The 19,934-nt window shown below is 63.9% G+C and carries 26 protein-coding genes and 3 tRNA genes; 11 read left to right on the forward strand and 18 right to left on the reverse strand.

Going from position 1 to position 19,934, the window contains the following annotated elements:
- The first annotated feature begins 186 nt into the window (after nt 1-186).
- Nucleotides 187-972, forward strand: coding sequence for a hypothetical protein (locus KVT37_RS20975; RefSeq protein ID WP_217576571.1), 786 nt, complete (start codon nt 187-189; stop codon nt 970-972).
- Nucleotide 973: 1 nt separating this feature from the next.
- Here KVT37_RS20975 and KVT37_RS20980 read toward each other — a convergent pair whose 3' ends face one another.
- Nucleotides 974-1,879 (reverse strand): NmrA family NAD(P)-binding protein, encoded by a 906-nt coding sequence (locus tag KVT37_RS20980; RefSeq protein ID WP_217576574.1) that lies wholly within the window; start codon nt 1,877-1,879, stop codon nt 974-976.
- 154 nt (nt 1,880-2,033) lie between these two features.
- Here KVT37_RS20980 and KVT37_RS20985 point away from each other — a divergent pair, with 154 nt between their 5' ends.
- Nucleotides 2,034-2,939 (forward strand): LysR family transcriptional regulator, encoded by a 906-nt coding sequence (locus KVT37_RS20985; protein ID WP_217576576.1) that lies wholly within the window; start codon nt 2,034-2,036, stop codon nt 2,937-2,939.
- A 4-nt stretch (nt 2,940-2,943) separates the two neighbouring features.
- Here the strand turns inward: KVT37_RS20985 and KVT37_RS20990 are convergent, their stop codons facing one another.
- From KVT37_RS20990 to KVT37_RS21020, 7 genes are all read right to left on the reverse strand, one after another.
- Entirely contained in the window at nt 2,944-3,315 is a 372-nt protein-coding gene (locus KVT37_RS20990) for a hypothetical protein (RefSeq protein WP_217576578.1), read from the reverse strand.
- A gap of 21 nt (nt 3,316-3,336) precedes the next feature.
- A tRNA-Arg gene (locus KVT37_RS20995) sits at nt 3,337-3,401 on the reverse strand.
- Between the two features lie 13 nt (nt 3,402-3,414).
- Nucleotides 3,415-3,723: a HigA family addiction module antitoxin gene (locus tag KVT37_RS21000; RefSeq protein WP_217576580.1), complete on the reverse strand. Its 309-nt coding sequence runs from the start codon at nt 3,721-3,723 to the stop codon at nt 3,415-3,417.
- A gap of 27 nt (nt 3,724-3,750) precedes the next feature.
- Nucleotides 3,751-4,029, reverse strand: a complete 279-nt coding sequence (locus tag KVT37_RS21005) for a type II toxin-antitoxin system RelE/ParE family toxin (RefSeq protein ID WP_217576876.1) — start codon at nt 4,027-4,029, stop codon at nt 3,751-3,753.
- Between the two features lie 86 nt (nt 4,030-4,115).
- Nucleotides 4,116-4,769, reverse strand: a complete 654-nt coding sequence (locus KVT37_RS21010; RefSeq protein WP_217576582.1) for a suppressor of fused domain protein — start codon at nt 4,767-4,769, stop codon at nt 4,116-4,118.
- 152 nt (nt 4,770-4,921) lie between these two features.
- A tRNA-Arg gene (locus KVT37_RS21015) sits at nt 4,922-4,998 on the reverse strand.
- 55 nt (nt 4,999-5,053) lie between these two features.
- The gene (locus KVT37_RS21020; RefSeq protein ID WP_126061746.1) at nt 5,054-5,359 is read right to left on the reverse strand and encodes an ETC complex I subunit; all 306 of its coding nucleotides are present in this window, start codon (nt 5,357-5,359) and stop codon (nt 5,054-5,056) included.
- Between the two features lie 297 nt (nt 5,360-5,656).
- On the opposite strand from KVT37_RS21020, the gene KVT37_RS21025 reads away from it, so the two are divergent.
- From KVT37_RS21025 to KVT37_RS21040, 4 genes are all read left to right on the forward strand, one after another.
- The gene (locus tag KVT37_RS21025; RefSeq protein ID WP_217576878.1) at nt 5,657-6,832 is read left to right on the forward strand and encodes an NAD(P)/FAD-dependent oxidoreductase; all 1,176 of its coding nucleotides are present in this window, start codon (nt 5,657-5,659) and stop codon (nt 6,830-6,832) included.
- Between the two features lie 141 nt (nt 6,833-6,973).
- Nucleotides 6,974-7,050 (forward strand) — tRNA-Pro (locus KVT37_RS21030).
- Between the two features lie 45 nt (nt 7,051-7,095).
- Nucleotides 7,096-7,818 (forward strand): hypothetical protein, encoded by a 723-nt coding sequence (locus KVT37_RS21035; RefSeq protein ID WP_217576584.1) that lies wholly within the window; start codon nt 7,096-7,098, stop codon nt 7,816-7,818.
- Nucleotides 7,819-8,189: 371 nt separating this feature from the next.
- The gene (locus KVT37_RS21040) at nt 8,190-8,468 is read left to right on the forward strand and encodes a hypothetical protein (protein ID WP_217576586.1); all 279 of its coding nucleotides are present in this window, start codon (nt 8,190-8,192) and stop codon (nt 8,466-8,468) included.
- Here KVT37_RS21040 and hdaA read toward each other — a convergent pair.
- From hdaA to KVT37_RS21055, 3 genes are read right to left on the reverse strand one after another with little or no spacing between them, the layout of a single operon-like run.
- Complete coding sequence (gene hdaA / locus KVT37_RS21045; RefSeq protein WP_217576588.1) at nt 8,465-9,169, reverse strand: DnaA regulatory inactivator HdaA; 705 nt, start codon at nt 9,167-9,169, stop codon at nt 8,465-8,467. The two genes, KVT37_RS21040 and hdaA, sit on opposite strands and share 4 nt — an antisense overlap.
- Nucleotide 9,170: 1 nt before the next feature.
- Nucleotides 9,171-10,412 carry an AI-2E family transporter gene (locus KVT37_RS21050; RefSeq protein ID WP_217576590.1) on the reverse strand — a complete coding sequence of 414 codons (1,242 nt, stop codon included), beginning with the start codon at nt 10,410-10,412 and terminating at the stop codon, nt 9,171-9,173.
- A complete protein-coding gene (locus KVT37_RS21055; RefSeq protein WP_217576592.1) occupies nt 10,324-10,941 on the reverse strand; it encodes a CDP-alcohol phosphatidyltransferase family protein in 618 nt (205 codons plus the stop codon). Before KVT37_RS21055 ends, KVT37_RS21050 begins: the two co-directional genes overlap by 89 nt.
- 383 nt (nt 10,942-11,324) lie before the next feature.
- Between KVT37_RS21055 and purM the strand changes: the two genes are divergently transcribed.
- Genes purM through KVT37_RS21070 form a run of 3 tightly spaced genes read left to right on the forward strand, consistent with a single transcriptional unit; the run spans nt 11,325 to nt 13,632 of the window.
- Nucleotides 11,325-12,404: a phosphoribosylformylglycinamidine cyclo-ligase gene (gene purM / locus KVT37_RS21060; RefSeq protein WP_217576594.1), complete on the forward strand. Its 1,080-nt coding sequence runs from the start codon at nt 11,325-11,327 to the stop codon at nt 12,402-12,404.
- Nucleotides 12,401-13,108, forward strand: coding sequence for a phosphoribosylglycinamide formyltransferase (purN, locus tag KVT37_RS21065; RefSeq protein WP_217576596.1), 708 nt, complete (start codon nt 12,401-12,403; stop codon nt 13,106-13,108). Before purM ends, purN begins: the two co-directional genes overlap by 4 nt.
- Nucleotides 13,109-13,116: 8 nt before the next feature.
- On the forward strand, nt 13,117-13,632 hold the full coding sequence (locus KVT37_RS21070) for a histidine phosphatase family protein (protein WP_217576598.1): 516 nt from the start codon (nt 13,117-13,119) through the stop codon (nt 13,630-13,632).
- A gap of 182 nt (nt 13,633-13,814) precedes the next feature.
- On the opposite strand, the gene KVT37_RS21075 is transcribed toward KVT37_RS21070, so the two are convergent.
- The 5 genes from KVT37_RS21075 to KVT37_RS21095 form a co-directional block, all read right to left on the reverse strand.
- Nucleotides 13,815-14,057, reverse strand: a complete 243-nt coding sequence (locus KVT37_RS21075) for a DUF680 domain-containing protein (protein ID WP_217576600.1) — start codon at nt 14,055-14,057, stop codon at nt 13,815-13,817.
- 275 nt (nt 14,058-14,332) lie between these two features.
- A complete protein-coding gene (locus KVT37_RS21080) occupies nt 14,333-14,533 on the reverse strand; it encodes a DUF680 domain-containing protein (protein ID WP_217576602.1) in 201 nt (66 codons plus the stop codon).
- Nucleotides 14,534-14,860: 327 nt separating this feature from the next.
- Complete coding sequence (locus tag KVT37_RS21085; protein WP_217576604.1) at nt 14,861-15,067, reverse strand: DUF680 domain-containing protein; 207 nt, start codon at nt 15,065-15,067, stop codon at nt 14,861-14,863.
- A 54-nt stretch (nt 15,068-15,121) separates the two neighbouring features.
- On the reverse strand, nt 15,122-15,328 hold the full coding sequence (locus KVT37_RS21090) for a DUF680 domain-containing protein (RefSeq protein WP_217576605.1): 207 nt from the start codon (nt 15,326-15,328) through the stop codon (nt 15,122-15,124).
- Nucleotides 15,329-15,385: 57 nt separating this feature from the next.
- Nucleotides 15,386-15,619, reverse strand: a complete 234-nt coding sequence (locus tag KVT37_RS21095) for a DUF680 domain-containing protein (RefSeq protein WP_217576607.1) — start codon at nt 15,617-15,619, stop codon at nt 15,386-15,388.
- 460 nt (nt 15,620-16,079) lie between these two features.
- Here KVT37_RS21095 and KVT37_RS21100 point away from each other — a divergent pair, with 460 nt between their 5' ends.
- Both KVT37_RS21100 and KVT37_RS21105 read left to right on the forward strand, forming a co-directional pair.
- Nucleotides 16,080-16,757, forward strand: coding sequence for a response regulator (locus KVT37_RS21100; RefSeq protein WP_217576609.1), 678 nt, complete (start codon nt 16,080-16,082; stop codon nt 16,755-16,757).
- The gene (locus tag KVT37_RS21105) at nt 16,754-18,127 is read left to right on the forward strand and encodes a sensor histidine kinase (RefSeq protein WP_217576610.1); all 1,374 of its coding nucleotides are present in this window, start codon (nt 16,754-16,756) and stop codon (nt 18,125-18,127) included. The genes KVT37_RS21100 and KVT37_RS21105 overlap by 4 nt, the downstream gene beginning before the upstream one ends.
- Nucleotides 18,128-18,223: 96 nt before the next feature.
- Here the strand turns inward: KVT37_RS21105 and KVT37_RS21110 are convergent, their stop codons facing one another.
- Both KVT37_RS21110 and KVT37_RS21115 read right to left on the reverse strand, forming a co-directional pair.
- Nucleotides 18,224-19,102: an ABC transporter permease gene (locus tag KVT37_RS21110; RefSeq protein ID WP_217576612.1), complete on the reverse strand. Its 879-nt coding sequence runs from the start codon at nt 19,100-19,102 to the stop codon at nt 18,224-18,226.
- A gap of 11 nt (nt 19,103-19,113) precedes the next feature.
- On the reverse strand, nt 19,114-19,923 hold the full coding sequence (locus KVT37_RS21115; protein ID WP_217576614.1) for an ABC transporter ATP-binding protein: 810 nt from the start codon (nt 19,921-19,923) through the stop codon (nt 19,114-19,116).
- Nucleotides 19,924-19,934 lie beyond the last annotated feature (11 nt).

Raw genomic sequence — 19,934 nt, forward strand, 5'->3', positions numbered from 1 at the left:
TTTCAGATCCCTTCCCCAACGCTCATGCGACATAGCCCCGGATCGGCGGAGCCATCAACCGGGAACTTTTGGGTGGCGCAAGGGAGCGATCCACCCGAGAGGGCACCGACATCGGGGAAGTTTTGAGTGGATTGCGGTAGCGCGTGTTGATAGTGGGAGGTCTCCAGACACTTCTCCCATGATCGAATGAACGACGTTTTTGGCTATATCGCTTATGGCGATAACGAGGTTTATCACTTTGGCGCATTACTGAGCGCACTTAAGCTTTTGCACCATTGCCCAGGCGCCAGAATAATCGTCGCAACCGACAGGCCCGACCTTTTTCGCGGATATCCCGTCGAGACTATCGCCATAACCGCCAAGCAGAAAGAGGCGATGTCTTTCGGATGGCGCTATCATTTCGGCATCAAGGCCGGGGGCCTGATCGAGCTTTTGAAGCGAGCCGACCGCCTGCTTTTCATGGACACGGACATGTATCCAGTCGGGGACATCTCCCGATGCTTCGAGGCAATCACGACCCGCCAATCGATCATGCGCCTTTGCGAGGGGCCGCATGCGTGGTGCCCACGACTGGAAGGCAAAGATGTGCGGATCGGCGACTACGTTTTGACAGGCCATGAGCCGATGTGGAACAGCGGTATCTTGGGCGTCCACGGGGACAATCTTCCCGCCTTGATCGAAGCTTACCCGCCGATGATCGCCGTCCATGAGATCGCAAAGATAGATGCCGCGGAACAGTTCTGCATTGGTATAGCTCTATCCCAGGATGGCCGAGCTATCACCCCGCATCGCCTGCCGATCAGAAACTACAACACGCGAGGCAAGAAGGCGTTCGCCAGTCCACGCATCCTGCTGTTCTTCAAAACACATGGTAACGCGCCGATCGCCGAGCAAATCAGGCGAGCCGGTCGGTACCGGCTCTGGCGCGCTCCTTTGGACATATGGCGCCAGCGGGCTAGGTGGTCGTTTTAAGTTACTTGCGCCGGACATCGAGAGTGTCGCCGACGATCTTCGCAATCGCCTCGTCGATCCCAATCCTCCCCTTGCGCCTTTGCGCACTCGGATCGCGAAAGTCGATCCAGCCTTCGTTGAAGCCGTCGAGCATATGCATGCGCATTTCGGGATGGCGCATGCCCTGGCCGCGGAAGATCGTTTCCCAGCGCTCGCGCGGGACGAGGCGCGCCTCGACCTCGCGGCCGAGCGCCTTGGCGAAGGCGGCGGCGACCCGGTTCGGCGAGACCCTTTGCTCCGCCTCCAGTTCGATCACGCGGTGGCCGTTCCAATCCTCCAGCAGAAGGTCGGCGGCAGTCCTGCCGACATCGGCGGCCGCGATCATCGCGATCGGGCGATCGAGCGGCTGGAGATAGCTGTCGATGACGCCCTGGTCGCGCGCCGAGGCGATATCCCACTCAGCATTTTCCATGAACCAGGCGGCACGCAGGAAGGTCACGGCCACGGGCAGATCGGCGAGCGCCTCCTCCAGCAGGCGCAACACATTGAGCAGATTGGGCTGCGCCGCATCGGCGCCGATCGTCGACAGCACGACGACCTTGGGTGGCAGCGCCCGATGCAGCGCCTTGCGGATGACGGCGATCCTCGGCAGCACGTCCGGAAAGCCGGGCTCGGCATCATAGACTGGCGGCAACAGGATGAACGCGCCCTCAACGCCCGAAAGTGCCGCGGCAAGCGGTCCGGGATCGCCGAGGTCGGCGACTCCTGGATCGCCGAGGTCGGCGACGGCGACCTCGCAGCCTTTGGCCAGCCATGACGCGCCTTTGGCTTGATCGCGGACGACGGCGCGAACCTTGTGGCCGGATGCCAGCAGTGTTTCGGCAAGGACACCGCCAACACGGCCGGTAATGGCAGTAACGGCAAACATGATCTTCCTTTCGGATCGTTTGGTTGATCGGGATCGCGCCCGACGGCTGCAAACGTGCCGGCTGCGATCGCTGGCCGGTCTTTTCACATCGTTTGCTTGCTGATCCCAGCGCCGATATGTCATCATAATCCGGACTTGCAGTTGGGAATGGCGAATGGCCTATGACGGAAGATTGCTGTCCGGCGTGACGGTGCTGATGGCGGTGGTCGAAGCCGGGTCGATGGCGCGGGCCGCGGACACGCTCGGCATGACCGCTTCGGGCGTCGGCCGCGCCATCCAGCGGCTGGAGGCCCGTATCGGGGTGCGGCTGCTCGACCGAACGACGCGCACCATGCACCTGACCGACGAAGGGCGGCGCTTCCACGAGCGGGTCGGGCCTCACCTCGACGGCATCGAGGAAGCGGCGGTCGAGGCCACCGGCGCGGCATCGGCGGTACGCGGCCGGCTGCGCGTCAATGTCGACCCGTTCTTCTCGCAACTGGTGCTGGCCGGGCATGCCGGCCGGTTCCTGGCACTTTATCCGGAGCTTCGCCTCGAACTCATCATGCGCGACGCGGTGGGCGACTTGGTGGCGGACGGGTTCGACCTCGCCTTGCGCTTCGGCGATCCGCCGGCAGGCTCATTCACCGCGCGCAAACTGTTCGAGACGCGCATACTCACCGTCGCGGCCCCCGCCTATATCGAGCGCCGGGGGCGTCCTCTGCATCCTTCCGACCTGCCCGACCACGACGCCATCGACTTCTGGGACGCCGCGCATGGCCGCGCCTATGAGTGGGAGTTTCGCACCGGCGACGAGGCGCTACCGGTCAGCGTCCAGACCAGGCTGATGACCTCCGACGCCCCGACCATGCTCAGCGCCTGCCTGTCCGGCGCCGGCATCGCGCAGGTGCTGGAATTCGCTACGCGCGAGCAGGTGCGCGACGGACGACTGGTCGAGCTGTTCCCGGATTGGTCGGACGAACTCTTCCCCCTCTACGCGATCTACCCCTCGCGGCAGTATCGTACCGCCAAAGTGCGGGTGTTCGTGGAATTTGTGATGGGGTTGTTGGCGGAGGTTTAGTTATCTAACGGTAGAGTCCTGGATATTTGGCCTTTTCGGTCTGGCAATTTCCCGCCCTCTGGACCGCCATGGCATAAGCTCTTTCATAGGTATGGGCCGCCCTTTTGAACTTAGGGAGATCAGGCGCCAGGTGCTTATCTAGCCCGTCGTACAAAAGGACGGGAACCGTCATGATGGCTTTTCCATCCTCGGTTGGCCTCAACCGACACCTTTCCATGACGCCAATCATATCGCCCGCCATTGTTGCGGCTTTACTCAGCTTGTCATCAGCCATCCGGGCCAAGTAATCGATGTTTTTCTGCTCTCCATTTCCAGCCGAAGCAGCCGATATTGTGCAAAAAAATCCGGCAGCGGCCGTTGTCAGAATACGCTTCAAAATTACCTCCCCCAGACGGATTGGCGATCCCGGCAGGATTCGAACCTGCGACCATCGGCTTAGAAGGCCGGTGCTGAGCAAGCAACCGCCGGGCAAACGTTAAGCCGCGTGCAAAGTCGGTATAGCGCTGACATCCACTTCCCGTTCGGCATGCCAGGCATCATGGGCCGCCTGCATGCGAAGCCAGATTGCAGCACCGTCGCCGAACATCTTTCCGAGCCGAGCCGCAACGGCCGGCGAAACCGGCTTCCGTTCGCGGGTGATGTCGTAAAGCTGCTGTCGGGAAATCCCGAGCAGCCTGGCAATTTCCACCTTGGTCTTTCCAGTCGCCGGGATGATGTCCTCAAGCAGCGCTCCCGGATGGGACGGGCAACGCTCGATCGGACGCTTCGGCTTGTGCTCGCTCATAAACCTAACTTCCCCAGTCTGTCCGCCTCAATGATACTGCTCGAAATCGACGCGGGCGGCGTTTTCGCCGTCGAATTCAAATGTGATGCACCACGGACCGTTCACGTGAACAGTATAGCGGGTCGGGTCGAAGCCTTTCAGTGCGTGAAAGTCAAAGCCAGGCAGATTCATGTCTTCGGGCCGTTCCGAGACTTCGAGGCGATCAAGCCTGACAAGGATGCGCTTATGCATCTTAACGTCGATTTTTCCGGTTTTCCCGGTCTCGAACAAATCGGCCAGCGCCTTACTCTTGAACGACTTAATCACAGTCGCATGTAAGCAGATCGCATACACGCGTCAAGCCTTGTAAGCAAAAAACGTACATCGTCGCCTGGCGATTCCACGCGGCGCGGCTAAACGACGGACTGCCGTCGCGGATCGGTCACCGGAAAGAGGCCGTTCGAGGCAAGCTTAGCGATTAGTGCCTCGTTGCCGTTCGCCTTGGCGAAATCCAATTCCTTGTCGGTCATTCCAACAAAGGTGAAAAACTCGACGCGGCCCGACGGCAAGGTGAAGTCGGACGGAAGCAAGGGAGTGCGTAGGACGACCACATTGCGGACTGCGCAGCCTTCGACACCGTTTATCGGCGAGCGCAATGGGACTCTGTCGCCCTCGCCCAAAGGTCCGCGACCGCCGAAATGGCCGGCGCCGAGGAGAAGGTCGAAGGCCAGCAAATTCTGCAGGCAGCGGATCGCCCAATCGCCCTGTTCGGTAGAAGCCAGGATGAATTCGACCCCTGCTCCGGATTCGCCTTCAGGATCGTAGGCGCCTTCCTCCTGTTCCCAGGGATTTGAGTGGCCAGATGTCACATAGAGCCAGTAAGGCCGCTCCGGCGTCGGGCCATGTTCGAATACGCCAAGGAAGAGCCACCTGGGGTCGACCTCTGCAATACCAAATCTCTGCTGGAACAATTCAGGCCGTAGCACAAAAATGCCTCGACTTTCTCCACCGAAGATGGCCGGATAGATGTCTTCTTCGCGGATGCGCCAGACTTCTTCGAGATTCATTCGACAGACCTGTGTCATGCGCCCAAGGCGGCGCATTTGCTGCCGAACATGCTGGAATTCTCCCAGGAGGCATAGCCCCCTTCGAGCCGAAAGTTACCGGCATCGCCGGTCTCAACCGTACCCCATGTGTCCAGAATGGACCCCCGACGAAATGGCGATCCCGGCAGGATTCGAACCTGCGACCATCGGCTTAGAAGGCCGGTGCTCTATCCAACTGAGCTACGGGACCGTCGGCCGGCCAAGCCGGCTGGTACGCTATGCCACGTGACGCAAGACTCGGGAAGTCAGTGCGTCCAGGGCGTCCTGCGGTCATAGCGGAAATTGTCCGAATAGGAAATCTGCCGGCGCTTGGCTTCCTTCGGCTCTTCGACGCGATAGGCGATCTTTTCCTTTTCGGCATAAGCCACCGCCTCTTCCTTCGTCTCGAAGGTGAGCTTCACCTGGCTCAGCATGTCGCCCGAGGTGGTGTAGCCCATCAGCGGGTCGATCTTCTTGCGCTGGGCGGGATCGAACTCCAGCACCCAATGTCCGGTCTTGGCCTTGCCGGACTGCATCGCGGTTTTGGCTGGACTGAAAATGCGCGCGGACATGACCACCTCTTTGCCGCCCGAAAATCCGGGCATTTCTTGCGGCGCCATCTTCGAGCCGTCACAGGGAGCCTTAAAACTCGCGCCAACCCGTCATTACTGTGCAATGGCCGCGGCGGCAAGGCCGCAGGCGTCGCTCCGCCAGGCAGCCGACCCGGTTCATTAGCCGGCCCTTTAGGATGCGCGACACAATGCCGGAGGCTTTTGCAACACCCGCCTATTCCTTTTGGCCGGTGAGCGGCATATGTCAGATACATGGTCGTGCCATTTGAAGGCATGACGGCGACGATAAAGACACGAATGGGCGCGGAAGCGAAAGTCTTGCCGTCGGGGGTCGGCGAGCCAGCGATACTGGAAGGCGCGATTGTCATCGGCGCGGGCGCCGCGGGGCTTGCCGCCGCGCATGCGCTGGCCAAGGCCGGCGTGACGATACAAATCCTGGAACGCGAGCAACGGCTGGCCGAGCCCTGGCATCGCCGCCACGACAATCTGCATCTCAACACGCATCGCGACCTGTCTTCGTTGCCGGGCGTCTCTTTTCCGGCAGGAACGCCCGCCTTCCCGCACCGCAGCACCGTCATCCGCCATCTCAACGACTTCGCCGAGACGCACAGCCTGCCGATCGCCTTGGGTGTCGTGGTCGACGAGATCGAATTTCGCGGCGACCATTGGCTGCTGCGGACGAGCGAAGGCCTGAAGGCGGCGCGACACGTTGTGATCGCCACCGGACGCGACCGGCAACCCTTCATCCCGGCCTGGAAGGGCATGGAGGGCTTTTCGGGCAGGATCATCCATTCGGCCGATTTCGGCAGGGCCAGCGATTATGCCAGCAAGAAGGTGCTGGTGGTCGGCGCCGGCAATTCCGGCTTCGACACGCTGAACCATCTCTCGGGCGCCGAGACGGGTCAGATGTGGCTTTCGGCCCGCAACGGCCCCTCGCTGCTGCCCAAGCGCATCGGCAAGATAGCGGTGCATCGCATATCGCCGCTCATGGCCAGCCTGCCCACATGGCTCGCGGACGCGGCCATGGCGGCGACGCAGCGCCTGGTGTTCGGCGATCTGACGAAATATGGCCTGCCCCCTGCCCCGTCGGGCGGCGCCAGCCGGCTCGGCTCCGACTATACGGCGATCGCCGCCGACGACGGCGCGGTCGATGCCATCAAGGCCGGGCGCATCATCGTCGTGCCGCAACTGCGCGAATTCGGGCGTGACCACGTGGTGCTCGACAATGGCCAGCGAATTGCGCCCGACGTCGTCATTGCCGCCACCGGCTACCGCACCGGACTGGAGACGATGCTGGGCAAGCTCGGCGTGCTCGACGCCAAGGGCGTGCCGCTGTTCAACGGTGCAGCGAACGACCCGAAGCTGCCCGGGCTCTGGTTCACCGGCATGCGGCCGAGCATTCGCGGCTGCTTCGCCAATGCAAGGATCCAGGGCGCGGCGATCGCCGGGAAGATCGCCGGCCGGAAGCGCTGAGCCGAACGATCATTTCTGCATGAAGACCGTGAAGGCCGGCGTGGTGGTCGCGCTCCTCAACTCCGTCGCATCGGCTCGATCGGGGCGCTTCCGTTTTTGTGTTGCCTTCCGGGCGTGCGCCCCCTATACGCCGCGGGACGTCGGAGTGTAGCGCAGCCTGGTAGCGCACCTGATTTGGGATCAGGGGGTCGCGTGTTCGAATCACGCCACTCCGACCATTGTTGCTTCCCGGAAAGAACCACCCGGCCAGAGGGGCTCTCATCTTGGCAGCCGTGGTTGTAGCGATTCTGGACAGGGACAATTGGGACGCCAACGCCGACATCATCGTCGTCGCGGATGTTTCCAGGCGGCAGCTGACATGGGTGCCGCGCGACTTGTGGTCTCCCCTCGTCAGTGACCGCGTCAACGCGGCCTTCGCCCTGGGTGGCGGCACCTTGCTGCTCGATGCACTCGCGGGACTGGGATTTACGGCTGAGAGCGCCATCTGTCTCAGGCGCGGCGCGACCGAGGCGGCACTTGCCAGCGTCAGTGTCCGGGTGCCGGTCGGCGAGCCGCTCGATTTCTGGTATCCGCTCATCCCCACGAGCCGCCTCGAGGACGGCCGAAAACAGGTGTCGTTCCGCCCGCCCGGCGAAAACTTATCCGGCGAACGGTTGCACCAGTGGATCGGCGCCCGCACCATGGTCAATGGCGAGGGAACCGACTTCCACCGCATGCGGCGCCAGATCGTGTTCCTGCGCGCGCTTGTCGCCCAGGGTTTCGATTTCCACCAGGCTCTGAAGGATCCAGCACTGGTGCGGATCACAGGCGAGGACCCGTTGCCGCTGCTTGCCCGCGTCAGCGCCAACTGGCGCATGCGGGTGCATGACTGGGTGGACGACGCTGTCATCGGCGGCAAGATGGTGCTGGTCCCGCGCAAGCCGAAGCCATGGTGGCGGCGGCAATTGCGAAGGTTGCGGGATAGGCTCAAGAGTAAGCAGGCCTAGAGCGTTTCACCGTTTCACGGAAACTGCAAACCGCTCTATCTCTTTGTTTTGACGCAATTCCTGACGGAAAACCATGTCACACTTTTCCTGGAATTGCTCCAGCCCATTCGGCCGCTGGAACGGTAAACCCGCCGGGCGAGAACCCCAACACCTCGAGCCCGGCGAGCCTACAACCCGATCAGGAACGCGACCGGGACCGGGATCAACCGGCACGGTCTGCGTTGCAAGATCAATGCCGGAAAGAGTGTTCCGAAATGGGACGGCTGCGCCGCATGCTGCCACGGATCACTGAGACACCGGCCGCGGCCGGAACAATCCCCTCGCTTCCAACTTTGTCGCCAGTCTAGACTTCGGGCAAAGGGGGATTTTCGATGCCTGTTCTCGAGGCGCTGCTGTCGCTGATCGGCCCGGCCTATTTGGCCTATTACGGCTTTGCGGTTCCGGTCATGGTCGTCTGGGCAATTCTGTGCGCTGCCCTGTGGGTCTGGAACAACCGGCCGAGCAAGAGGCAGAACGGTGTCGTCCGGTCACGGTCCGCCGGCCTGATGGTCTTCGTCCTTGTCGCCGCCTGTTACGTCGCGGCGCATACGGGCGTGTATCTCTTGGCCTGGCATCTGGCCCGGCTATGGCGTAACAGCCTTCTAATCTAGATATCGAACTCGCCTTGCCCTTCGTCCATGGCGCTGACGGTTTCGGCGGCTAAGGCGCGAGTGATCGGCGTCTTGCGCTCGAGGGCCGCGCGGTCGAGGCGTTCCACCACACGCATGGCGGTGCCGAGCGAGCGCTCGATGCGGCGCACCAGATATTGCACCACGTGCGGCTCGACCTCGATCTGGCGGTCGGCGAAGAGCTTTGTGATGACGCCGGCAAGCAGGAGGTCGTCCGGCTCGTGGATTTCGACGGTCGCCGCCGCCTTCAGCCGCGAGACGAGATCGGGCAGCGCGACGCGCCAGGCCGAGGGGAAGCGCCGCGCCGTCAAAAGCAGCGTCGAGCCGGCGCCGCGCACGGCGTTGATCAGGTGGAACAGGCCCGGCTCGTCGATCGCCGCCTTGTCGATGTCGTCGATGAGCGCCGGCCTGACGCCGAGCCCGGCAATGTGCTCGTCGATGCGGCCGGGATCGACGGCGACGGCGTGCGTGCGATCCTGCCAGATCTGGGCGAGGTGCGTCTTGCCGGAGCCGGGCGGCCCGGCCAACACCACGACCGGCGACGGCCACTCCGGCCAGCGGTCGATCAACGATGCCGCCTGCGCATTGGTGCCCGACACGACGAGCTCGTCGCGCGAATAGCCGGTGCCGTGGCCGAGATCGAGCGGCAGCTGGCGCGGCGTATCTGCTGGCTGAGCAGCCATTTCAGCCCCGCGTCGAGCGATGGCCGCCGCCGCGATCGGCCGGCAATGGCGGCACGGGCTGGGCGGCGTGGCCCTTGTAGAGCGGCGATTCGAGATAGCGGGCGATCGCGAAGCGCACCAGAACGGCAATCGCCGCGGAGGCCGGCACGGCAATCAACAGGCCGACGAAGCCGAACAGCGCGCCGAAGGCGAACAGAGCGAACATCAGCCATACCGGATGCAGGCCGACGCTCTTGCCGACCAGCCGGGGCTGCAGGATGTTGCCCTCGATGAACTGGCCGACGAAGAACACGCAGGCGACCAGCACGATCATCGTCCAGTCCGGCCAGAACTGGACGAAGGCGACGCCGACGGCGAGCACCAGCCCGGTCAGCGAGCCGACATAGGGGATGAAGGAGATCAGCCCGGCGAAGAAGCCGATGAGGATGGCGAAATTCAATCCGGTCAGCGTCAGCCCGGTGGCGTACATGGCGCCGAGCACCAGGCACAGCGTGCCCTGGCCACGCACGAAGCCGGCGGTGGCGGTGTTGATGTCGCGGGCAAGCGCGCGCACCGTCTCGACATGATCGCGTGGCACCCAGCCGTCGACCTCGGCCACCATGCGGTCCCAGTCGAGCAGCATGTAGAAGGCGACCACCGGGGTGACGACGAACAGGCTGATCACCGAAACCAGCGCCACGCCCGAGCTCCAGATCGAGGTGAAGACGGTAGTGAGCAGGCTGAAGCCGGAGGTGAGCAGCGAGTTCAACCCGTCGCGCAGGCCGGCGGCGTTGACGCCAAAGCGCTGCTCCAGCCATTTCGGGTCGAAGCTGGTGATCAGCGACTGCAGGCGGGTGAGATATTCCGGCAGCTTGCGGGCGAAGTCAGCCATCTGGGTCGCCAGCACCGGCACCAGGATGACGAAGGCCAGCACCACCACGACGATGAAGGCAATCAGGATCACCACCGTCGCCATCAGGCGCGAAAGCCCGAGCCGCTGCAGCCAATCGGCGACCGGATCGAGGAAATAGGCGAGCACCATGCCGGCGACGAAGGGCAGCAGAATGCCCGAGAAGACATAGAGGAACAGCGCCAGCAGGACCGCCGTGGCCAGCCAGAAGAAGATCTGGCGGCGAAGCCCGCTCGAGCCGTCGCCGGTCGCGATCACCGCGCCATCAGGCGTCCGCGCCGGAGCCGCCCGACCTGCCGATGCCCGATCTGGTGTCGCCGGTTTGGGAGTTGCTCGTCCGGGAGCCTTCGCCATAGCCGCTCATATGCCTTAGCCAAGCCACGAGATAGGCCGCGGCCGAAGCCACGGTCAAGACCCCGGTCAGCAATATGAGCGCGGTCCGCAGCGAGCCCAGTTGCACCGAGAAGGCGAGTTCCCCCAGTACCAGCGCCGCCAGCACGATCTGCGCAGCGGTGTTGGCCTTCGACACGAAGAGCGGCTTGACCTCCACCGGATGGCTCATGACGCTCGACAACAGCACGGCGCAGACGATCAGCCCGTCACGCGAGACCATGGTCACCACCAGCCAAAGCGGCAGTTCGCCGGCAAAGCCCATGACGACGAAGACCGAGACCAGCAAAAGCTTGTCGGCGACCGGATCGAGATAGGCGCCGAGACGGGACGACTGGTTCCAGCGACGCGCGATGAAGCCGTCGACGCCGTCGGAGATGCCGGCGACGAGGAAGCCGGCGAAGGCCCAACCCCAAAGCGACTGCAGCATGGCCAGCACCACGGCGGGCACGAGCAGCAGCCGCATGATCGTGATCATGTTGGGAAGGGTCACGTGATGTCCCGTCGCGTCTTTTGTTGGGAAAAAGATGAGGGAGATGGGGGATTGGCGCAAGGGAGGAGCTGCTGATCTCCCCCCTCGTGGGGGAGATGGCCGGCAGGCCAGAGGGGGGCGCGAAGGAACTCCGGCGTTCGGGTTTGGGAAGGATAGCGGTCAGAAGGGCATGAACAAAGATTTCCTGATATGCTGGCGGGACAGCGCCCCCCTCTGTCCTGCCGGACATCTCCCCCGCAAGGGGGGAGATTGGCCGTAGCCTCGGCTTTCGCCAATCACCCCTGCTTTTCCTCGGGAACAAACTCCCTCACCCGCGCGTCATCCTTGCTCCCCGAAACCATTCATGCGAAGAGCCCGCAAGGACAAACAGGGACGAGCCGGATATGAGCAAGGGCGACCAGGCCAAGCGCAAGAACGGGCTCACCTATGCCGAGGCGGGCGTCGACATCGATGCCGGCAATCTGATGGTCGAGAAGATCAAGCCGCTGGTGCGCGCCACCCGCCGGCCGGGCGCCGACGGCGAGATCGGCGGCTTCGGCGGCCTGTTCGACCTGAAGGCCGCCGGCTTCACCGATCCGGTGCTGGTCGCGGCCAATGACGGCGTCGGCACCAAGCTCAAGATCGCCATCGATGCGGGCAAGCACGACACGATCGGCATCGATCTCGTCGCCATGTGCGTCAACGACATCGTCGTGCAGGGCGCCGAGCCGCTGTTCTTCCTCGATTATTTCGCCACCGGCAAGCTCGATCCGGACCAGGGCGCTGCGATCGTCGGCGGCATCGCGCAGGGCTGCCGCCAAGCCGGCTGCGCGCTGATCGGCGGCGAGACGGCGGAAATGCCCGGCATGTATCACGACAAGGATTACGACCTTGCCGGCTTTGCCGTGGGCGCGGCCGAACGCGGCCAGTTGCTGCCGACCGACGACATCGTCGAGGGCGATGTGCTGCTAGGCCTTTCCTCCTCCGGCCTGCACTCCAACGGCTTTTCGCTGGTGCGCCGCATCGTGGCGGCAAGCGGCCTTGCCTGGAGCGACCCGGCGCCGTTCAACGACGAACTCAGCTTGGCCGAGGCGCTGCTCGAGCCGACGCGCATCTATGTGAAGTCGATCCTCAAAGCCATCCGCAACACGCATGGCATCAAGGCGCTGGCCCACATCACCGGCGGCGGCTTTCCGGAAAACATTCCGCGCGTGCTGCCCAAGGATTTTTCGGCCGAGCTCGACCTCGAGGCGATCGACGTGCCGCCGGTGTTCTCGTGGCTGGCAAAGACCGGCGGCGTGGCGCCGGAAGAAATGATGCGCACCTTCAACTGCGGCATCGGCATGATCCTGGCGGTCGCGTCCGGCCAGGCGGCGCAGGTCGCGGCGGTGCTGCAGGAAGCCGGCGAGACGGTGACGCCGATCGGCCGCATCGTGCCGCGCCGCGACGCCGGCGTCATCTATCGGGGCTCGATCAGCCTATGAGCAGGAAACGCACGGTCGTCCTGATCTCGGGGCGCGGCTCCAACATGACGGCGCTGATCGCGGCGGCCGCCGATCCCAGCTATCCGGCCGAAATCGTCGGTGTCATCTCCGACCGCGCCAACGCCGCCGGCCTCGGCATCGCCCAGTCGCGCGGCATCGCCACCAAGGTGATCCAGCGCGCCGACCATCCGAGCAAGGACGCCTATGACGCCGCGATCGACGCCGCGCTCACCGGCTTCGGCGCCGACATCGTGGCCCTGGCCGGCTATATGCGCATCCTCGGCCGCGGCCTCGTCGAGAAATGGCAGGGGCGCATGGTCAACATCCACCCTGCCCTGCTGCCGGCCTTCAAGGGGCTGGACACGCATGCGCGGGCCATCCGCGCGGGCGTGCGCATCCATGGCTGCTCGGTGCATTTCGTCACGCCCGAGATGGATGACGGTCCGATTATCGCGCAGGCCGCCGTGCCGGTGATGGTCGGCGACAACGAAGACACGTTGGCGGCGCGGGTGCTGAAGGTCGAGCACCGGCTCTATCCGCTGGCGCTGGGCCTCGTCGCCGAAGGCAAGGCGCGCATGGAAAAGGGCCACACCGTGCTGGCGCATTTCGCCGACGACGCCGAGAACGCCACCTCGGTGGTGATGGCGCCGGATCCGCTGCGCGAGGAGACGGACCTCGAACAGCTGGCGCGGATCACGCCTTAGAGGCTGCAATGCCCGTGAGACAGCTGCTCATCCTGCGTCACGCCAAGTCGAGCTGGGACGACGCTTCCCTCGCCGACTTCGACCGGCCGCTCGGGCCGCGCGGGCAAAAGACCGCGCCGCTGATGGGGCGCGAGCTTGCCCGGCGCGGCTGGCTGCCGGATCTGGCGCTGGTGTCTCCGGCGCTGCGCACCCGCGAGACCTGGCAGATGGTCGCGGCCGAACTGCCCAGGCATGTGCCGGCGCAATTTGCCGAGGAACTCTACGAGGCGGCCGCGGGCAGCATCCTGGCGCGTGTGCGGCAGGCCAAGGCGACGAGCCTGCTGGTGATCGGCCACAATCCCGGCCTGCAGCACTTTGCGCTGCGGCTGGCCGGCGCCGGGTCGGACGAGAGCGTGTTCAAGAAGGTCGAAGCGAAGTTCCCGACGGCGGCACTCGCGCGGTTCACGCTGGACGAGGATTGGGCGGACCTCGACTTTCACGGCGCCCGGCTGACGCATTGCGTTAGGCCGACGGATTTGGGGTAGAGGGCGACGCCGCCGATCCCGCCGCAAACAAAGGGCGGCGGAGCAAGCCCCCGAGCTAAAGCAATTCCAGGAAAAGTGCGCAGCGGTTTTCCGCCCGGAATTGCGCAGAAACAAAGATTTAGAGCGGTTCGGCGCTTCCGTGAAACGCTGAACCGCTCTAGCAAATCCTGAGAGATGAAACCTCAGTTGCCCCAGATGCCCTGGCCCGGATCCGGCCAGGCCTTGGAACCGGGGGCGCCGGTCGTCATCGAGGTATCGACATTGGCCGGTTTGGCGACCTCGTGCTTGCGGACCGAGGCCGTATAGGCGCTGTCGACGCCAGCGGTCGGCTGGTTGGCATTGGTGTCACCGTAATGGTCGCTGCCGGCGAAAGCGGAGCCCATGGCGAGAAGCATTGCGGCTGTGGTGAGAGCGATCCTGGTCATTTTCAGTTTTCCTTGTTCCGTATCGGTTGATCGGCGGTGGCCTTGGGAGGATGGCCCCGCTGCCGAGAAGACCTGGCGCCGTCGGGATTTATTCCCCACGCGTCGCTGTTTTCAGCGGCCACCGCAGCGTCGGCCTCGACTTCGCTCGGAAAAAGGCAAACGATTACAAATACTTGTGATACAAATACTTGTGAAGGGATTCATCTTGCCGGTAGCCGGCTGCAAAAAGCAAAGCGGCGGGACAAGCCCGCCGCCTGGTATTGCCGGGAACCGGATCAGTGGTTGCCGAACAGGTCGCGATTGGCGCCCTGGACGACCGGCTTATGGACATCCGACTTGGTGATCGAGGTCGTCACGGTCCGGTCGATGGTGACGGCCGGCTGACTGGCATTGGCCGAGCCATAATTGTCGGAACTGGCGAAGGCAGTGCCCACGGCGACGAGAATGGCGGCTGCGGTAAGTACGATCTTGGTCATTTCAAATACTCCTGGTTCTAGGGTTGCGCTTTCGATCGGACGCAATCGACGGATCATGTGACCCAGCGGATCGGTGCAGGACGGCCTCGGACATCGCCCGGGGCGCTGCCCGCTCGTTCCACTCGCTTGAATTTCCCTGGATCGGCCCCGTCTATCGGCCCTTGCTTCCGGTTCGGCGGCACCGGCGGCCTCGTTACAGCCATCACCGCTTCGTGATAAAGGCTTGATCGATTGCCGCAAAAAGCCCGGTCGACGGATAGCCGGCTGCATAAAAACAGAGCGGCGGGACAAGCCCGCCGCTTTGAGGTCTGTCGAGGACAGAACCGTTTAGCGATTGCCGAACAGGTCGTGGTTGGCGCCCGTGACGACAGGCTTCTGAGCGGCCGCATCCGACTTCGTGACCGAAGCGGTGAACGAGGTGTCGACCGAAGCGGCCGGCTGGTTGGCATTGGCCGAGCCGTAATTGTCCGAGCCGGCGAAAGCGGCACCGGTGGCAACGAGAAGGGCGGCGGCGGTAAGAGCGATCTTGGTCATTTCAGTTACTCCAGATTTGAACGTTGTTGGTTGAAGGTTCGCCTGGCGGACCGATTAGTTGTTGCCGAACAGGTTGTGATCGGCGCCGGTGACTACCGGCTTCTGAGCGCCCGCGTCCGACTTCTTGATCGAGCCGGTGAACGAGGTGTCGACCGAAGCGGCCGGCTGGTTGGCATTGGCCGAGCCGTAATGATCCGAGCCGGCGAAAGCGGCACCGGTGGCAACGAGAAGGGCGGCGGCGGTAAGAGCGATCTTGGTCATTTCAGTTACTCCAGATTCGAGATTGTTGGTTTTGAACTTGGTCAGGCGGCAACCGGATTAGCGGTTGCCCCAGTTGCCCTGGCCGGATTCCGGCTGGTTCTGATTGGGCGTGATGTGGAGGTCGCGCTGTTCGAAGCTGCGGATCGAGCCGGTGATGCTGTTGTCGACATTGCCAGTGGGGGCAGTCACGGCCGGCTGGTTGACATTGTCGGAACCGTAGTGGTCGGAACCGGCGAAAGCAGCGCCCGTGGCAACCAGAAGGGCGGCGGCGGTAAGAGCAATCTTGGTCATTTTAAGTACTCCAGAATTTCAAAGTCTTGTCCGTCTAGTGGCGTGCCTTGATGGAAATTCGCGTCGCTCGGACCACCCCGAAATGGGTCTGCCCTGCTGCCAGTTCCAATCACGAAAAGTTGTGAACCGAACCGTTCGGTTCGATCTTGAAATCACGCAAGCGACGCAGCGGCCACATTATTATTGTTTTATATCAATATGTTATGTCGACGCCCACGCGATCCGGCACCCGGTTTCGACCTGCCAGCGTTCACCCTGGCTGCACGAACCGTCAACATAAATTGAACCGAACGGTTCGGTTTTATCACTTGTCCAACCGATGAGGTGGCTCGACAGGTGCCATGGCCACGTTTGCCTTGTGGGCGGATCGATACTATCGGTTGGCTTCAAGGACCAATTCGGACGCCACCTGCCGCCCTTGGGCCAGGCGGGGGCCGTTGGGAGGAAACAGCGACGAACCATGCGGCTGCTGCTTGTCGAGGACAATCGCGAACTGGCCGATTGGCTGAGCAAGACGCTGCGCCAGGCGAGCTATGTCGTCGACGTCGTGCATGACGGCGAGGATGTCGAACATGCTTTGGCGGCCGGCGATCATGCCTTGATCATCCTCGACCTGGCCCTGCCCCGCATGGGCGGCATGGAGGTGCTGAAAAGGTTGCGGGCGCGCGGCAACCCGGTGCCGGTGATCGTGCTTACCGCCAATGCCAGTCTCGACGGACGGGTCAAGGGCCTCAACGAAGGCGCCGACGACTATCTGGCCAAACCCTTCCAGATCGAGGAGCTGGAAGCGCGCATCCGTGTGCAGCTGCGCCGCGCCAACGACCGCACCGCGCCGGTCATTTCCTGTGGCGATCTCGTCTTCGACACCAACACCCGGCTGTTCTTGCTTGCCGGCACGACGCTGTCGCTGACGCCGCGCGAGCATGCGGTGCTGGAACAGCTGGTGGTCAAAGCCGGGCGCACGGTGAGCAAGGCGGCGCTGTCGGCCGCGATATACGACTTCGAGACCGACGCCGACCCCAGCGCCATCGAGATCTATGTGCACCGCCTGCGCAAGAAGCTCGAAGGATCGCGTGTCCAGATCGCCACCTTGCGCGGCCTTGGCTACCTCTTGCGCCACGACGATCCGGCGCCATGAGAGCTGGGAGGCTTCGGATCGGCAGCCTTCGGATCCAATTGCTGGCCTGGGTGGTGCTGCCGCTGGCCGGCCTCGCCGCCATCAATCTGTGGACCAGCCATGGCAATGCGCTGGCGACTGCGGATCTGGTCACCGACCGGATGCTGATGGCGTCGGCGCGCGCTATCGCCGAACAGGTCGCGGTGAAAGACGGCGTGCTCGACGCCACCATCCCGCCGGCGGCGATCGAAATGTTCGATACCGGCGATCGCGACAGTGTCTATTACCATGTCGAGACCGCGGGTGGACGCCTGCTGACGGGCTATCCCGACCTGCCAAAGGCGACGTTGCGCGGCAGCATCGAGACCGGTTTTCGCGATCACCGTCTGCGGCTGGCAACGCTCAGCCATGCGGTGATCGGCGCCGGGTCGGATTCGCCGATCACGGTCACGGTCGGCGTGACGCTCGGCGGGCATGACGCGATGGTGAGGCGCCTGTGGTTGAGCGCCTTTGGCCAGCAGCTGGCGCTGGTGGCGATCGCCGGCGTCTTCGTGCTGCTTGGCCTGCGCCGCGGGCTGGCGCCCTTGATCCGCCTGCGCGACGCGGTTCGCTCGCCGGGCCGTAGCGACCTCGACCCGATCGAGGTGCCTGGCGCGCAGAGCGAGATCAGGCCGCTGATCGAGGCGCTCAATGCTTACATGGAGCGCGTGCGGGCACAGATGGCGGCGCAGCGCCGCTTCATCGCCAATGCCGCGCACCAGTTGCGCACGCCGCTTGCGCTGCTGTCGACACAGGCGAGCTACGCCTTGCGCGAAAGCGCCGCGGATCGACGGCGCGAGGCGCTTGTGGCGTTGCAGGCAAGTTCAGGCAAACTGGCGCGACTGGCCGAACAGTTGCTCACGCTCTCGCGTGCCGAGCCCGGCAGCCGGCGGCCACGCGCCGATCGCATCGACCTCACCGAGGCAGCCCGCCAGGTGCTGGAGGCACATGCGCCGAAGGCAGTCGAACGCAACATCGACCTCGGCCTCGAAGAGAGCGGTCCCGTGCCGGTCATCGGCGACGGGACGATGTTGCGGGAGATGATCGTCAACCTTGTCGACAACGCGCTGCGTTACACGCCGACCGGCGGTAGCGTCACCGTCAAGCTCGCCGCCATTGGCGACGAGGCTGAACTAACGGTCACCGATGCCGGACCCGGCATTCCCGTGGAAGAGCGGGAGCACGTCTTCGAACGCTTCTACCGCATAGCCGGCTCGGCCGAGGAAGGCAGCGGGCTCGGGCTCGCCATCGTCCACGAGGTGGTCGAGAATGCCGGCGGCAGCGTCACGCTGGGCGACGCCGCCGCGGGCGGGCTCAAGGTCGAGGTGCGGCTGCCGCTGGCAGGCAACTGAAGCGCGTCGCGCTGAAACGGATTCAGGCGACGCGCTCTAAGTCTTTGTTTTGATGCATGTCGCTGCGCACTTTTGGGCGACATGCATTAAGGCAGTTCACTGCGTCTCGTGCAGCGGCTGAGGACGCCACTTTGCCAGCCGGTTCTCGACCATCGTCATCAGGTATTCGGCGCCCAGCGCCACCACCATGACGATGACGATCGCGGCATACATGCCGGCCGCGTCGAACGAACCCTTGGCGATGTTGATCAGGAGGCCGATGCCGTAGCGGGAACCGACGAACTCGCCGACGATGGCGCCGATGATGGCGAAGCCGAAGCTGACATGCAGGCTGGCGAAGATCCAGCTCATCGCCGAAGGCACGATCACCGAGCGGGTCAGCTGCCAGTCGGAGGCGCCGAGGATGCGGGCGTTGGCGATCATCGCGCGGTCGGCCTCGCGCACGCCCTGGAAGGCGTTGTGGAAGACGACGAAGAACACCATGACGAAGGCCAGCGCCACCTTGGAGGCGAGGCCGAGGCCAAGGATCATGATGAAGATCGGCGCCAGCACCACGCGCGGGATCGAGTTGATCACCTTGATGTAGATCGAGAAGATATCGGCGGCCATGCGGTTGCGGCCGAGCGCGACGCCGATGATGATGCCGGCAACCGAACCGGTGACGAAGCCCAGCACCGACTCTTCCATGGTGACATAGAGATGGTACCAGAGCGGGCCTTCCGAGGTGCCCTCCGTGATCCACTCATAGAGCCGCCCGGCGATCGAGCTCGGCATGGCGTAGAAGAAGGGATCGATCCAGGCCATGCGGCCGGCGATTTCCCACAGGGCAAGGAAGACGACCAGGATGCCCAGCCGCCAGAATGTGACGGTGTGGCGGCGATGCGCGGCGGCCTTGGCGGCGGCGGCCTCGATCTCTGCGTCCGAGGTTCCGGGCCTGAAAGCGGCGGTCGGTATGTTGACGGTGGCGTCTGTCATGTCGGTTCTCCTCACGCCGCCGCGCGGGCATAGCTGGTCTCGACCTCTTCCTTGAGATCGGCCCAGATGGTGCGCGAATAGTCGATGAAGCGCTGCTCGTAGCGGATGTCGGCGACGACACGCGGGCGCGGCAGGTCGATCGTGTAGACGGATTTCACCGTCGCCGGCCCGGCGGTCAGCACATAGACCTTGTCGGCCAGCGCGATGGCCTCCTCGAGGTCGTGGGTGACGAACACCACCGACGCCTTCGCCTCGGACCAGAGGCGCAACAGCTCTTCATGCATGAGCACGCGCGTCTGCACGTCGAGCGCCGAGAACGGCTCGTCCATCAACAGGATCTCAGGGCCGTTGATGAAGGTCTGGGCGAGCGCCACGCGCTTGCGCATACCGCCGGAAAGCTGATGCGGGTAGTGCTGCTCGAAGCGTGCCAGGCCGACGCGTGCCAGCCAGTCGCGCGCGGACGCCTGGGCCTGCGCCCTCGGCCTGCCGCGAAACAGTGGCCCGGCCATGACGTTCTCGATCACCGTGCGCCAGGGAAACAGCGCGTCGGTCTGGAACACGAAGCCGATGCGCGGATCGATCCCCTTGACCGGTGCGCCCATGACGCGGACCTCGCCGGCGCTCGGGCTGGCGAGCCCGGTGACGAGGTTGAGCGTCGTCGACTTGCCACAGCCGGTCGGGCCGACGACGGCGACGAACTCGCCGCGTTCGACCGTCATGGTGAAATCGCGGATCGCCGTGAGCGATTTGCCGGTGGGGGAAAGGAAGCGGCGGCTGACATTGATCAGCTCAATCGCCGGAGCGGTCTTTTCGACAGCCATGGTTGAACAGA

Origin of the sequence: Mesorhizobium sp. GbtcB19 (genome assembly GCF_019091085.1) — a bacterium.
Lineage (GTDB): Bacteria > Pseudomonadota > Alphaproteobacteria > Rhizobiales > Rhizobiaceae > Mesorhizobium.